This window comes from Acinetobacter sp. NIPH 542, assembly GCF_000369825.1.
Lineage (GTDB): Bacteria > Pseudomonadota > Gammaproteobacteria > Pseudomonadales > Moraxellaceae > Acinetobacter > Acinetobacter oleivorans.
This window is the reverse complement of record NZ_KB850206.1, coordinates 1192736-1206168: the sequence shown is the minus strand read 5'-3', so window position 1 is coordinate 1206168 and position 13433 is coordinate 1192736. Positions and strand designations below refer to the sequence as shown.

Here is a 13433-nt window from a genome sequence, read left to right as displayed (position 1 = left end):
TCTCCCTAAAGAATAGATATTAGGTTCAATAAAATTACCAAAAGATATTTAAGTTATCCCAAACCTAAAATGATAAAAATCACAGTATCTATGAGTGGTAATAGGTAAATGAGCTTAAAAATAAAATATCACTAAAATATTTAAAAACAATGTAATTTATTTAAATTTTAAAATAATAATAAAATACAAGTACTTATATTAAATATTCGGTAAAATCAAACTATTTAAAAATTATTATTATTTTGTAAAACTTATTAATTATTGAGTAAATTAAATTAATACCTCTATATTATTTAATAAAGACAATTAAATAATATGTTTTTTAAAATAATTTAATAAATATTCTTAGATTTATTTTTTTTAGAAATATCCTATTAGAAAAATTTTTATATAAATTACTCTTCTTGGTTCGCTGAGGGGTCTAAAGAACTAACACAACTGAACTTAAAAAGCCCTCTAAAGACGGCTTTTTAAGTAGAAAAACTACTCTAATTCATATCCTATCATTGATTAAACTTGATATTGATCCGCTTTCAAATTGGGTTGATCTACAAGTAACTCAATAAAAGATGGAATTGATGTAGTGTTAAGCAAATATGGATTAAATTCATCAACATGATGATGAAAAAAGAAATCTTTTATTTTTGTATTGATAGGAGCAAATTTCATACTCCAATGTTTAAATAACCGTTGTTCAGATGGTTCCAAAAAGATGATCTCGCAGTTTTGATGTCTCGAATCTTTCAAAATTGATTTATAGAACAGCGCCTCAACTTGTTCTTTCTTTCCTTCTAAGTATTGTAAGAAGTAACCATTACCATAGTAAAGCACACCAGTAATGTCATTTTTAGAATTAAATTTGACAGCTTCTGTAAGAATATCAATTAAATCTTGTTTTATTTGACTATGTTCACTATTGGTTTTACTTGCATACATAAAGCCTATTAAACTCATAGCGATAACTCGAAGGTAAATGTCAATGGTGCATTCTGACACTTACATACTATCCTTACAATGCAACCTACTTAAAACCTTGTATTTCAAAAGTAAAGATTATTAACATTTTGAAAATGACAAACTTTAACAAGCAGAAATCTTTTGTAAATGAATGCCAACTTAATCAACTAAACAGATACTTTTAATTTTAGTAAAATTAAAACTGTCTTTAATTTGTGGATGTCTAATGGAGAACCATGAAATCACTCTTCAAGACGAACATCATAAACAATTTAAGATTGTCAAAGTTCAAGATGTTCGTTTTGATAGTAATACACTGAGTCATAGTTACCAATGGTTATGGGTATTTGATCATAGTTCAGAGTTTTTCCCATTTGAACTATGGGATCAACTTGACAATGCCACCGTTCATCAAAAAATAAGACTGAATAATCAGGTCTTTAAGATTATCAAAATTTTGACAAAGAAAACCAAACTACGGTATTCCTGAGTAAACATTTTTCTATTATGTTTTAGATAAAATTACTAATTTATTCATTTGCGGTACGTAGCCATGGCGTAACTGTTAACCCAGTAAGTACTCCTTCAGGACTTAAAAAGCGAGTAACTGACTGCCTCAACTTCAAACTCAATCCAACTTTGAGGAACAGTAAACTCGTCGGGCCATTCTTTTCGACCAAAGCAGGACTCTGCTGCTTGATGTAATGGCCACAGTGCAAAGTGTTTTACACCGCCAAGCTCCCCATCTTCTGTACTCATATAAGATTCATTGCCTTCCATCGCTTTTATTGGAAGGTTTAATGTGTCTTGATAGAGTACTTTACTCTCTTCATTAACTCTTGTAATTGGTCCAAATCCAGCAACAAAAAGTACTTTGATAGGAGACATTTTTAATAACTCATTTTTATAAAGTAATAGGTTCTTTTATACTTGAAATAATTCATTTTTTAAACATTAATTATTTTCTTGCTAATTTATGCCTAAATATTTTTAAGGATCCTCTTATCACTAGCATCACGTCAATCATACATAATTTATTTTCTGAGTTTTAAAAATGATTATTACTATTTATTTTAGAAGAAATTTTAGAAAAAATTGCCCAGAGAACGTTTAAATATGCCGACAAAAAAAACCTCGCCAATGCGAGGCTTAAATGTTCTAAAATTTATTTACTCAGAAGCTTCTCAACATTCTTTTCAATTAATTTTTTACTTTGATTATTCATTAAATAAAAGTAAAAAATTAATCCAAAAAATACTGCTGCATAAAGAATAATCGCCCATATGTACTTCAATATATTTTCAAATAACATATGATTCATCATGTCTACATCAATATTAACTCCAAAATTATGTACATATCGACTTAAGAACAAGGCAATACAATAAATTAAGATAGGAACTGCAAGAACTCCTGTCCAGATGTTAATTTTGTTTTTCTTAACTTCGAGTTTCTCAAAGTCATCCTCACCAAAATATTTTTCAATCTCAATAACTTGTTTGTTTAAATCATCTTTTAAAGAGATAGGTAATCTCCTATCTTTAATATGATATTGAACGTCTTTTAATATTTCCGCATTTTCCAGAGATTCACCTAAAATTCTTAAATTTCCCATAAATAACCATAATACAATCAGTAAAAAACAGGGATTTTAGTAGAAATTCTATATGAGAAATTGCTTTTTAACATAAAAGTAATAAATTAATTTGAATAAAAAATCTAGAAGATACTTTAACTTTTCTAAACACTTTCCTGTTTCCAATAGTTTTAATAAGATCAATTTTTATGAAGAACATGGATTAAATTAAAGTACTAAAAGAGAGTCTTTTTGCTACTTGTTTTAAGATTAACTCTAATATTATCGATAGAGAAAATTTTATTTATACAAGCTTTCGCTAAAAATATTCTGTAGATAACGGACTGGAGTAGTACCTGTATGTTGACGGAAAAAAACGATAAATGCACTATCACTGATAAACTCCAGTTGTTGTGCAACCTTACTTATTTGTATACCTTCAGATAGCATTTCTATTGCTCTTAATAATCTCCATTGTTGTCTCCAGTTCTGATAATTCATTCCTGTCTCACGAATGAATATTCGGCTAATAGTACGTTCGCAAGCACCTACTATCAGAGTCAGCTGACCTAAACGTGGAGGTAGTTCTCCCATACGGACGTGCTCTAACCAAGATTCTAGACGGGCATCTGATGGATACATTAATTGCCAATTTTCACTTCGTGCAGCACATATCTCTTCACAAAAAACAGTTATTAAACTTGCTTGTTGTTCAGCCTGCATTCCCCATGGCCAAAATGCCATTCTTTCAATTACTTCAAAAAATAATGGATTGACTTCAACAATCTGTACTGGCAACTGAGATAAATTTGATGTTGGTAAAAAATATAGTGAGCGGTAAGCCATTACACCACGCATGATCGCTCGATGAGTTGTGCCTGCAGGAATCCATGCAGCACGTCGTGGTGGAAGTAAAAAAGTCATTTTACCTATTTCTATTGTGATACTACCAGCAGCCGAAAACAGTAACTGATGACGAAGATGACAATGCTTACCAGAATCATGTTTTCCTATATCTGATGCAATACCAATCACTGGATCAGCGAAAATATCTGGATCAAAAATACTATCTGATGCAATTTTCAAAATTTGTCCAATAATTAATATATTCAGTCCTTATTATGATAATCAGACTTTTATCTTTCAATAATAATAACCTTTAATATTCATTTATTAAGACATTTTATGAATGCCATACATCGTCCACCCTTGTGGCTTTTAACACTTCTGATTATATTTCCTCAAATAGTTGAAACCATATACAGCCCTGCACTACCTTACATTTCCCACTCATTTGCAGTTAATAGTAAACAAGCAGCTCAGACGCTTTCAGTTTATTTCATCGCTTTTGCTATAGGTGTAGGATTATGGGGATGGTTAAGTGACCAAATTGGTCGCCGCTCTGCAATGATGTTAGGACTTATCTGTTATGGGGCTGGGACACTATTAGCTATAACAACAGTAAATTTCAAAATTTTGTTATTCGCCCGTATGATTTTAGCTTTTGGCGCTGCCGCTGGGTCTGTTGTAGTACAAACCATGCTTAGGGACAGTTATGAATCGAAAAAACTAGCGAGTGTATTTTCCCTAATGGGAGCCGCCCTAGCTATAAGCCCTGTTTTTGGTTTAGTAAGTGGAGGCTGGTTAGTAAGTCATTGGGGTTATATGGGCGTATTTATTGCCTTATTTTTATTTGCCATACTATTGTTAATACTAAGTGCTGCTTTTCTTCCTGAAACTCAGTTTCACGCAATAACTCACACTCGCATACGAACATTAGCTGGCCGTATGCTCCTTGATAATTCGCTTTGGCAAAATGCCATGCTAATTGCCTTGTTTAATACAATGATTTTCAGTTATTACAGCCTTGCCCCATTTCTTTTTAAACAACTTGGCTGGAGTTCAGAAACATTTGGCTGGACAGGATTATTATTAGCAATCTCTTCTCTTATGGGTAGTCTACTAAATCGAAAACTACTTGCTTCAAATATTAAACCAGAAGTATTGGTAAGATATGCGTGTTACATAGTGATGTTATCAAGTGTGATTGCCTGGATATTACAAACAACTGTGTGGATATTGATCCCGATGGCTGGCGTCGTTCTTGCATATGGTATTGCCATCCCAAACATACTTAGTCAGGCACTGCTTCATTATAGAGAGCAAGCAGGAAAAGCTGGTGCGTTATTCGGCTTAACGTATTATTTACTGTTGGGTTGTATGCTCGGACTTGCTGGGTTAGTACAACAATTGGGCCTTGTTCTTACAGTCTGTGCAGCGTTAGCCTTAATTCTAAAACCAAGACTAAAGTATGACCAATATAACTAGCGAACTAAAAGTTTTAACTGTTGCTAGATAAATCGTATTTTCACTTTACTTCAAAGATTTATTATTCCTAACATTGGTAAGCTTAGATAAATGAAAATAATTCTATTAATGCAATGACAAATTAGGTCTAAAATTTCTTATATTAGGGGGTAATGCTTCTAAAAACGGCTTCAATTGCATAAATAATAATTTTAAAGCAGTTAATGATTCTTAATTCAATTAAGAAAAAACCCACTTAACAATGAGTGGGTTTAATCAAAACTTAATGAACATTAATTTTAATCAACTCATTGGCGTAGAAATTTTTAATCTCTTACTTCATTCGAGTTAGTCTTAAGTTAAAGTCAGATGGAAGTAAGATTCGATATTCGATCTCCGCCTCAGGTTTGACTTCCGTTTCTTGAGAAGTTGCAATATTCGGACACATTCCTGCACCTGTTTCTAATCTAAAAATATAATATTTAGGCTCAAGATAAATTGTAGCGATTTCATTTGAGCGAATTGAAAATACCTTTTCATTATTAACATAAATATCATGAGTACAACCAGAACCTAAAAAACCTTTATCTCTTAAAAAAGTAACTTTTGCTTGTTCAGGGGTCTGTTTCTTTAAATACTTTTGATTGTAAATTCTTTCATTAGGTACTGATTTTGCAATATTTGAAACAACTGGAGCTGTTGAACACCCAGTTAAGCTTAGAACTAATCCTAAAAAAAATATCTTTTTCATGATATTACCCAATATTGTTAGAGATGGAATTTAACATCTCATGCATTAAAAAAACACCCGAAGGTGGTTTAAGTAATTTGTTAATCTTACATTTCAGTTTTTAAAGTAGGCATTGGCGGTAAAAAATCTGATTTTATCAGTTGATCTGTATCGTATAGCTCTAAACTCACAGGACCTGCAGCATATGGAGCCAATTCGTAAAGCTGAAAATCAAAGGTCACTCCACCCGATTGATTGATATAGAAATTATCACTTACTTTAAAGTCTTCTTTGCTAATAGAAGGTTCCATATCATTTTCTTGGCACCAATATTCGTACTGTTTCCATAAAGCATCTTTAAGCGCATTCATTTTTCCATTGACTACAATATCTTTTAATCCAATGCGCTTTTTACTTTTTAAGTCAAAAATATAATCTTCAAAAGTTGATATACCATGTGCTCCGCCAGAATATTCTGAGCTAACTTTCGAAATTTGAACATATTGACCAAACTGTCCATTAAAGCGATAAACCACACTATCTGACCAGTTATTAAGCCCCTCAGCTTGTGTTTGATTTAACTGCTTTTGCTGTTCTGATGCAGGAGTAAGAGCATCTGCATAATTTTTACGGATTTCCTTATCGATTACTTGATCAATCCAGTCAATATTACTTTTAAGTGCAATGGCTTCTTTAGAAGTACATACTATACCCTCGACATCTGGATTAGACCCACAAATTTTGGGTTGTTCAAACTTCACGAGAAAACTGTGCGCTATTATTGCAGGAATTTGATTTTCTTTTGTTTGGGGTTGTTCAGTCGTTTTTATAGTTGAAGCATTTTCTGTTTTTTCTACAGGTTTTTCTTCAGCTTTTTTCACACAGCCACTTAATATGAGTGGCACCAGTACTAAACCAAGAATAGTTTTATTCATTAATTTTACCCTTACATAATCTCATTTATCTTTTAAATTAAGTTTTAATGAATTTAAAATTCACAAATATTTTAATTGAATTAAGACCAGCTTTATATTGAGATATAGTTTTTTTGAAAAACAGTATTTATTTAATCTTTGTTATTCAATAGAATACTTTTATAAAATATTGATAAGAAAATGAAAAAAACTATGTGGCTTAAATTTATGTTGTACCCTTTGGGAATGTTTGTACTGTGGCAAATCATTTTCATCATCGAACAGCTTTCTTTAGAATTTTTAAATGCACCACAAATAATTGTAGCTATAATTGCACTGATCATAAATTGCGGTATGCAAATTTTGATTGGTTATAAAGTTCCTCAATTAGCACCAAAATATAAGTTTGTAGCGAGTATTACATACATCATCTTATTCACTTTTTTAGTAGCAATTTATTCAACCATAATTTTATTAGAAGGCTTAAAAGTTGCCCCTCAAGCAATTTGGCTAGGTTATTTATTTTTCCATGTGGTTGGAATGGCTCTATATTTTGCAAACAACACGGATGAATTCTGCTGGGAAAATTTACTAAAGTAGTTCAGCACACTGTTCTCTACATCTTTTTCATAATTTTTGTCAAAAAACATCATATTAGATAAATTTTCGTATAAATTACCCTTCTAGGTGAACTGAGCAATCTAAAGGAATGAAATGACGCTTAAACAATTAAAAGCTTTTTTAGCACTTGCGCGTACACTCAACTATGCCAATGCATCTTTAGAGCTACATCTAAGCCAGTCTGCTTTAAGTCTCACCATCAAGAGTTTAGAAGAAGAGTTAGGCGGTAAATTGTTTAACCGTAACACACGTCGTGTTGAGCTTACCCAAGAAGGTAAATCCCTCATTCCCTATGCTAAAAAATTACTCGCCAATTGGGATGAAATGGAAAACGATGTCAAACAACGTTTTAAACTCAATCGCGGAACCTTAAGTATCGCCTCTATGCCCTTTGTGACTCATGCAATTTTACCTGAGGTGATTCATCAATTTTTAGAACTTCATCCCAACCTGAACTTTTCAATTCAAGATATTCCAAATGAGACCATTATAGAAAAGGTACAAGACGGTATTTTTGAACTTGGGATCTGCTTTGAACCTGATCTCACCGAGGGCTTAGAATTCAAGCCTCTATTTGAAGAAGATTTCTTAGCTTTATTACCCAAGACTCATCCACTTGCTCAATCGTCTTCTATTACATGGCATGAGCTTTGTTCAAATCCATTCGTGACCTTACAAAAACCGTCAATTGTTCGATATTTAGTTGAGCAAAATTGTTTGCGAAATAACATAACTCTCGATTTGAAAGTCGAATGTCATCAAATTTCATCACTTTCAAGTTTTGTGGCTTATGGAATTGGAGTAAGTGCGATTCCAAGGCACTTTGCTAAACACATTGATAAAGAACATAACGTATTGATTGAATTAAAGGATGAATCTATTCATAAGACTGTAGGAATTGTTTATAAAAAGAACTTTGAAATTTCAAATATTTCGACCCAATTTATTGAGGCTTTAGTTCAATATAAATTTTAAAAAATTAAAGACTACATTTTAGAATGAGCTAAGCAGACTCTTAAGCTAAATTTATTAATTATTATAATTTTCAATGCCATGAGATACTTTTTTAAAGTATTTTGCTTTATATGCTTCTGATCTTTTGTAGGTAATTTGATAGTATTCATTGATTATACTTATTAATCCTTTAAAAAAATTAACTTCTATAACACGAATTGAGATGCTAAAACTAAGATTACTAAGGGATATAGGATAACAATAGAATGAATAAAGTTTATGCCAATGCAGAGGCAGCACTGAAAGACGTTATTGCAGATAATCAAATACTTGCCGTTGGCGGTTTTGGTTTATGCGGAATTCCGGAAAAACTGATTGTTGCAGTTAAGCAAAGTGGTGTGACTGGTCTTACTTGTATTTCAAATAACGCTGGTGTAGATGATTTTGGTTTAGGTATTTTGCTTCAAACCAAACAGATCAAAAAAATGATTTCTTCTTATGTTGGTGAAAATAAAGAATTCGAGCGCCAATATTTAAATGGTGAACTCGATGTAGAACTTACACCACAAGGCACTTTAGCTGAAAAGTTACGTGCTGGCGGTGCAGGAATTCCAGCATTTTATACTCAGACTGGGGTCGGCACACTGATTGCTGAAGGTAAAGAAGAACGTACCTTTAAAGGCAAAAACTACATTTTAGAAGAATCTTTAACAGCAGATGTTGCTCTTGTTAAAGCATATAAAGCAGACAAAGCGGGTAATTTAGTATTCCGTAAAACGGCTCAAAATTTTAATCCTGAATGTGCGATGGCTGGAAAAATTACAATCGCAGAAGTTGAACAGGTTGTTGAAATTGGTGAATTGGATCCGGATGAAATCCATTTAGCGGGTATTTATGTAAACCGCATTGTACTGAATGCATCACCTGAAAAACGCATTGAGCATAAAACTTTAAGCACGGAGGCAGTATAAAATGGCTTGGTCACGTAATGAAATGGCACAACGTGCTGCAAAAGAACTTGAAGATGGTTTTTATGTCAATTTAGGTATTGGCTTACCTACTCTAGTTGCCAACTATATTCCTGAAAATATCAATGTTTGGCTTCAATCTGAGAATGGCCTATTAGGTATTGGTGAATTCCCGACTGAAGAAACTGTCGATGCCGATTTAATTAATGCCGGTAAACAAACGGTTACTGCTCGTCCTGGCGCAGCATTTTTCTCAAGCTCAGAATCTTTTGCCATGATCCGCGGTGGCCACGTCAACATTGCCATTTTAGGCGCAATGGAAGTTTCTGAAAATGGTGACTTGGCTAACTGGATGATTCCAGGTAAGAAAGTTAAAGGTATGGGCGGCGCAATGGACTTGGTTGTTGGTGTCCAAAAAGTTGTAGTGCTTATGGAACACTGCGCAAAAGATGGTACGCCAAAAATTGTGAAAAACTGTAGTTTACCTTTAACAGGTAAAGGCGTGGTTCATCGCGTAATTACTGACCTAGGTGTAATGGATATTACCCCGCAAGGCTTAGAGCTGATTGAACTTGCTAAAGATGTCACGCTTGAACAGATTCAAGCTGTTACAGGCGTTGAGTTTTATAAAACGTTAGTCGCGTAAATTCTAAGATTTAGTTAGCTGTACAAGACTCAAGTTAGTAAGTGAGCTTGAGTCTTAGCCCTTTTAAGCACCGGATGTGCTGTCTATAAATAAGAACGAGAAGGATTTTTCAGCTATGGAAAAACAGCAAGGAATTTTTGAAAGATTTGCTCTTCGGATTAGTGACTGGTCTGAAAAATGGTTTCCTGATTCATATATTTTTGCATTACTCGGCGTCATTATCGTGTCAGTTGCCGCTTTAGGTATTGGTGCACCAATTCACGATGTCGCGACTTCTTTTGGGAATGGTTTCTGGAGTCTTATTCCCTTTACCCTGCAAATGACGATGCTCATTATTGTAGGGTATGTCGTTTCTGTTTCTAAGCCCGTAAAATTTCTGATTCAAAAAATGGCGCGTATTCCAAATTCTGGACGTGGTGCTATTGTTTTGGTTGCAACGGTTAGTTTGTTAATTTCACTGGTCAATTGGGCAGTAAGTACGATTCTTACTGCACTTTTAGTGATCGCATTAGCGAAACGTAAAGAGCTGAACATGGATTACCGCGCTGCTGCGGCAGCTGCAATTATTGGTATGGGTGCGACTTGGGCACTTGGAATTAGCTCTTCAGCAGCACAACTTCAGGCAAATAAAACCAGTTTACCTGAATCAATTTACAATCTGACTGGCGTTATTCCATTTACCGAAACGATTTTCCTTTGGCAATCAATTGCGATGACTATTATTTTAGTGATTGTTTCAATCGCAATTGCATATTTTTCAGCTCCAAAAGATAATAATGTTAAAACGATTGATAGTTTTGATGTGCAATTTGAAGAAGACAAACCTCATGAGGAGAAATCAACGCGTCCAGGTGACTGGTTAGAAAACTCTCCGATTTTAACAATTATTGTGGTTGCTTTAGGTGTAATCTGGATGTTTTTTGAATTTTCAAAAAGTAATCCAATCATTGCTATTTCAAGCTTAAACACATACAACTTTGTGTTCTTAATGCTTGGTCTAGCATTGCATGGAACACCACGAAACTTCTTAAATGCCGTTGCAAAAGCAGTTCCAGCCGTATCAGGAATCTTGATTCAGTTTCCACTTTACGGAAGCATCGCTTTTATTATGACGCAAGCTTTAAACAGTCAGGATTTATCGCTGTCGCACTATGTCGCTGAATTTTTCGTTTCAATTGCTTCAAAAGAAACCTTCGCAATTGTGATGGGAATTTACTCTGCCATCCTTGGATTCTTCGTACCATCTGGCGGTGGAAAATGGATTATCGAAGCGCCATATGTCATGCAAGCAGCAAATGATTTAAAAGTTCATTTAGGCTGGTCTGTACAAATTTATAATGCAGCCGAAGCTTTACCAAATTTAATCAATCCATTCTTTATGCTTCCAATGTTAGGCATTTTAAAACTAAAAGCAAAAGATGTGATTGGTTTTACAGTCACTCAGCTCGTTGTTCATTTTCCGTTAGTTTTATTTTTATTGTGGTTCTTTGGAAGAACGCTTAGCTACACCCCACCCACTTTTTAATTTACTGGAGCCTTTAGTTTCGGCTAAAGGCAAATTTAACAAATACATCAATAAGAGATATTAAGATGAGTTCAATTGTTATAGTTTCAGGTAGCCGTACTGCAATGGGCGGTTTTCAAGGCAGCCTATCCGTTTTAACTGCACCAGAACTTGGCGCGGCTGTAATTCGTGAATCTATCCAACGTGCAGGTGTAGCACCTGACCAAGTAGATGAAGTTATTTTTGGTTGCGTATTGAGTGCAGGCATAGGTCAAGGTCCAGCTCGTCAGGCGATGCGTAAAGCTGGTGTACCTGATCATGTCGGCGCGGTCACCATTAATAAACTATGTGGTTCTGCTATGAAAGCGGTGTTAATGGCTTCAGACACCTTAAAAGCTGGTAGTGCCAATATTATTGTTGCAGGTGGCATGGAATCTATGACCAATGCGCCGTATATTCTGCCGAAAGCTCGCGGTGGTTACCGTATGGGTCACGGTGAAATTAAGGACCATATGTTTTTAGATGGTCTTGAAGATGCTGAAACAGGCCGCTTAATGGGTTCTTTTGCTCAAGACATGGCAAACACTAAAGGTTTTACACGTGAGCAAATGGATAACTTTGCGATTTCTTCTTTGAAAAAAGCGCAAACTGCCATTACCGAAGGTTACTTCAAAGAAGAGATTGTTCCTGTTGAAGTCAAAACACGTAAAGGTGTAGAAGTTATCGATCAAGATGAACAGCCATTAAAAGCTAATCTTGAGAAGATTCCAACATTGCGCCCAGCTTTTAGTAAAGACGGAACAATTACAGCTGCTAACTCAAGCTCCATTTCTGATGGTGCTGCTGCATTAGTACTTACCACAGAAGAATATGCTCAAAGCCATGGCTTAAATACTTTGGCGAAAATTGTTGCAACCTCTACTCACTCACAACATCCAAGCGAATTTACCATTGCTCCAATTAGTGCAATTCAAAAAGTGCTTGAGCGTGCTGGTTGGTCAGTTGATGAAGTAGATGCTTGGGAAATTAATGAAGCTTTCGCAATGGTAGCAATGGCCCCAATTCATGAACTCGGCATTGATGAAGCAAAAGTAAACGTCCATGGCGGTGCTTGTGCTTTAGGACACCCAATTGGTGCAACTGGCTCAAGAATTATTCTTTCTCTTATCTATGCTTTAAAACGACTAGGTAAAAAGAAAGGTGTTGCCGCGTTATGTATTGGTGGTGGTGAAGCTACAGCTGTCGCAATTGAAATCTAAAAAATCAAACCACACAGAAGGTGTAAGAATTTTTCTTACACCTTCTTTTTTAGACTTTAAAAAGTTCATAACAGGTTTGTCGGAACCATTTATGGCTACTTTTATGATGGCAAGACATATGCCAATGTTGTTTAACATCATAAGTTGGGAAGTCTAGAGGTGCTGGTAAAATCTGTAAATTTTCTCTCACCAATAAGACTTGGCTTAAATAATACGGCACCGTTGCGATTGCATCTGTTTCTTGAACAACTAATCCTACCCCAAGATAGCTCGGTAAACGAATTAAAATATTTCTATCTAATCCTTTGTTCTGTAATTCATTTTTAATATGGTAGTGCCCGATTCCTGCATCAATATCAATATGATATTCACGCATATAATCATCTAAAGTGAAATTATTTGGGTCTAAACGAGGATGGCTCTTAGAGCTAATCACTACATAATGCTGTTTAAAAAACTTTTGTTGATAAAAGCCTTCTTCTAATTGAGGTAAAAAGCCAATAGCAAGGTCAATTTCACCATTTGCCATTTGATAGCTGGTTTCTGGCGTAATCGGCCGAATATTCAAGCGAATTAAAGGTGCTTTCTCTTTTAAATAGTTGGTTAGTTGCGGTAATAAGACCAGATGAGACACATCTGTCATCGCAATTGTAAAAAGCTGATCTGAGGTAAGCGGGTCAAAGTTCACACTAAAGTTATTAATGCTTTCAACTTTATCAATCACTTCACTAATAAGTGGAAAGATTTCTTTAGCCAATTCGGTTGGAATCATTTCATTTCCAACACGAATAAAAAGTGGATCATTAAAATGCTGACGGATTTTGTTCAGTCCATTACTAACGCTCGGTTGTGTAAGGCCAATAGCATCGGCAGCCATTGAAACGCTTTTAAACCGATAAATATGATAAAAAATATTTAGTAATCTACTATCTAGATCAAACAAAATTGTCTCCGTCTGGATCAAATAATCCATTCAAAAAGGACTGAAAACAGATAT

Annotated in this window: 15 protein-coding genes; 8 read left to right on the top strand and 7 right to left on the bottom strand. The window is 34.5% G+C overall.

Annotation, left to right across the window (positions count from 1 at the left end; genetic code table 11):
- Nucleotides 1-510: 510 nt before the first annotated feature.
- Nucleotides 511-954, bottom strand: a complete 444-nt coding sequence (locus tag F886_RS11235) for a BLUF domain-containing protein (protein WP_005305097.1) — start codon at nucleotides 952-954, stop codon at nucleotides 511-513.
- Nucleotides 955-1183: 229 nt separating this feature from the next.
- Between F886_RS11235 and F886_RS11230 the strand changes: the two genes are divergently transcribed.
- The gene (locus F886_RS11230; RefSeq protein ID WP_005305094.1) at nucleotides 1184-1447 is read left to right on the top strand and encodes a hypothetical protein; all 264 of its coding nucleotides are present in this window, start codon (nucleotides 1184-1186) and stop codon (nucleotides 1445-1447) included.
- 95 nt (nucleotides 1448-1542) lie between these two features.
- Here F886_RS11230 and F886_RS11225 read toward each other — a convergent pair whose 3' ends face one another.
- The 3 genes from F886_RS11225 to F886_RS11215 all read right to left on the bottom strand — a co-directional run bounded on the left by F886_RS11225 (nucleotide 1543) and on the right by F886_RS11215 (nucleotide 3619).
- Nucleotides 1543-1845: a hypothetical protein gene (locus F886_RS11225; RefSeq protein WP_005305091.1), complete on the bottom strand. Its 303-nt coding sequence runs from the start codon at nucleotides 1843-1845 to the stop codon at nucleotides 1543-1545.
- Between the two features lie 277 nt (nucleotides 1846-2122).
- On the bottom strand, nucleotides 2123-2572 hold the full coding sequence (locus F886_RS11220; protein ID WP_005305088.1) for a DUF6097 family protein: 450 nt from the start codon (nucleotides 2570-2572) through the stop codon (nucleotides 2123-2125).
- Nucleotides 2573-2833: 261 nt separating this feature from the next.
- Nucleotides 2834-3619, bottom strand: a complete 786-nt coding sequence (locus F886_RS11215; RefSeq protein WP_005305085.1) for an AraC family transcriptional regulator — start codon at nucleotides 3617-3619, stop codon at nucleotides 2834-2836.
- A 99-nt stretch (nucleotides 3620-3718) separates the two neighbouring features.
- Here F886_RS11215 and F886_RS11210 point away from each other — a divergent pair, with 99 nt between their 5' ends.
- Nucleotides 3719-4861 (top strand): multidrug effflux MFS transporter, encoded by a 1143-nt coding sequence (locus F886_RS11210; protein WP_005305082.1) that lies wholly within the window; start codon nucleotides 3719-3721, stop codon nucleotides 4859-4861.
- A gap of 313 nt (nucleotides 4862-5174) precedes the next feature.
- On the opposite strand, the gene F886_RS11205 is transcribed toward F886_RS11210, so the two are convergent.
- Together F886_RS11205 and F886_RS11200 are read right to left on the bottom strand one after the other, a co-directional pair.
- Nucleotides 5175-5591, bottom strand: coding sequence for a hypothetical protein (locus tag F886_RS11205; RefSeq protein WP_005305079.1), 417 nt, complete (start codon nucleotides 5589-5591; stop codon nucleotides 5175-5177).
- Between the two features lie 86 nt (nucleotides 5592-5677).
- Nucleotides 5678-6505, bottom strand: a complete 828-nt coding sequence (locus F886_RS11200; RefSeq protein ID WP_005305076.1) for an RsiV family protein — start codon at nucleotides 6503-6505, stop codon at nucleotides 5678-5680.
- Nucleotides 6506-6697: 192 nt separating this feature from the next.
- On the opposite strand from F886_RS11200, the gene F886_RS20440 reads away from it, so the two are divergent.
- The 6 genes from F886_RS20440 (at nucleotide 6698) to F886_RS11170 (ending at nucleotide 12436) form a co-directional block, all read left to right on the top strand.
- Nucleotides 6698-7084, top strand: coding sequence for a hypothetical protein (locus F886_RS20440; protein WP_013197973.1), 387 nt, complete (start codon nucleotides 6698-6700; stop codon nucleotides 7082-7084).
- Between the two features lie 114 nt (nucleotides 7085-7198).
- Nucleotides 7199-8080: a LysR family transcriptional regulator gene (locus tag F886_RS11190; protein WP_005305071.1), complete on the top strand. Its 882-nt coding sequence runs from the start codon at nucleotides 7199-7201 to the stop codon at nucleotides 8078-8080.
- A 245-nt stretch (nucleotides 8081-8325) separates the two neighbouring features.
- The gene (locus F886_RS11185) at nucleotides 8326-9030 is read left to right on the top strand and encodes a CoA transferase subunit A (protein ID WP_005305069.1); all 705 of its coding nucleotides are present in this window, start codon (nucleotides 8326-8328) and stop codon (nucleotides 9028-9030) included.
- A gap of 1 nt (nucleotide 9031) precedes the next feature.
- On the top strand, nucleotides 9032-9673 hold the full coding sequence (locus F886_RS11180) for a CoA transferase subunit B (RefSeq protein WP_005305067.1): 642 nt from the start codon (nucleotides 9032-9034) through the stop codon (nucleotides 9671-9673).
- A gap of 115 nt (nucleotides 9674-9788) precedes the next feature.
- Entirely contained in the window at nucleotides 9789-11198 is a 1410-nt protein-coding gene (locus tag F886_RS11175; protein WP_005305064.1) for a short-chain fatty acid transporter, read from the top strand.
- A gap of 65 nt (nucleotides 11199-11263) precedes the next feature.
- Nucleotides 11264-12436 carry a thiolase family protein gene (locus F886_RS11170; RefSeq protein ID WP_005305061.1) on the top strand — a complete coding sequence of 391 codons (1173 nt, stop codon included), beginning with the start codon at nucleotides 11264-11266 and terminating at the stop codon, nucleotides 12434-12436.
- Nucleotides 12437-12485: 49 nt separating this feature from the next.
- On the opposite strand, the gene F886_RS11165 is transcribed toward F886_RS11170, so the two are convergent.
- A complete protein-coding gene (locus F886_RS11165) occupies nucleotides 12486-13379 on the bottom strand; it encodes a LysR family transcriptional regulator (protein WP_003651675.1) in 894 nt (297 codons plus the stop codon).
- Nucleotides 13380-13433 lie beyond the last annotated feature (54 nt).

What these genes read in the sequence shown, in the direction of transcription:
- F886_RS11185 (WP_005305069.1), top strand. Translation starts at nt 8,326, where the DNA reads ATGAATAAAGTTTATGCCAATGCAGAGGCAGCACTGAAAGACGTTATT.
- F886_RS20440 (WP_013197973.1), top strand. Translation starts at nt 6,698, where the DNA reads ATGTGGCTTAAATTTATGTTGTACCCTTTGGGAATGTTTGTACTGTGG.
- F886_RS11210 (WP_005305082.1), top strand. Translation starts at nt 3,719, where the DNA reads ATGAATGCCATACATCGTCCACCCTTGTGGCTTTTAACACTTCTGATT.
- F886_RS11175 (WP_005305064.1), top strand. Translation starts at nt 9,789, where the DNA reads ATGGAAAAACAGCAAGGAATTTTTGAAAGATTTGCTCTTCGGATTAGT.
- F886_RS11170 (WP_005305061.1), top strand. Translation starts at nt 11,264, where the DNA reads ATGAGTTCAATTGTTATAGTTTCAGGTAGCCGTACTGCAATGGGCGGT.
- F886_RS11235 (WP_005305097.1), bottom strand. Translation starts at nt 954, where the DNA reads ATGAGTTTAATAGGCTTTATGTATGCAAGTAAAACCAATAGTGAACAT.
- F886_RS11180 (WP_005305067.1), top strand. Translation starts at nt 9,032, where the DNA reads ATGGCTTGGTCACGTAATGAAATGGCACAACGTGCTGCAAAAGAACTT.
- F886_RS11220 (WP_005305088.1), bottom strand. Translation starts at nt 2,572, where the DNA reads ATGGGAAATTTAAGAATTTTAGGTGAATCTCTGGAAAATGCGGAAATA.
- F886_RS11190 (WP_005305071.1), top strand. Translation starts at nt 7,199, where the DNA reads ATGACGCTTAAACAATTAAAAGCTTTTTTAGCACTTGCGCGTACACTC.
- F886_RS11200 (WP_005305076.1), bottom strand. Translation starts at nt 6,505, where the DNA reads ATGAATAAAACTATTCTTGGTTTAGTACTGGTGCCACTCATATTAAGT.
- F886_RS11205 (WP_005305079.1), bottom strand. Translation starts at nt 5,591, where the DNA reads ATGAAAAAGATATTTTTTTTAGGATTAGTTCTAAGCTTAACTGGGTGT.
- F886_RS11230 (WP_005305094.1), top strand. Translation starts at nt 1,184, where the DNA reads ATGGAGAACCATGAAATCACTCTTCAAGACGAACATCATAAACAATTT.
- F886_RS11225 (WP_005305091.1), bottom strand. Translation starts at nt 1,845, where the DNA reads ATGTCTCCTATCAAAGTACTTTTTGTTGCTGGATTTGGACCAATTACA.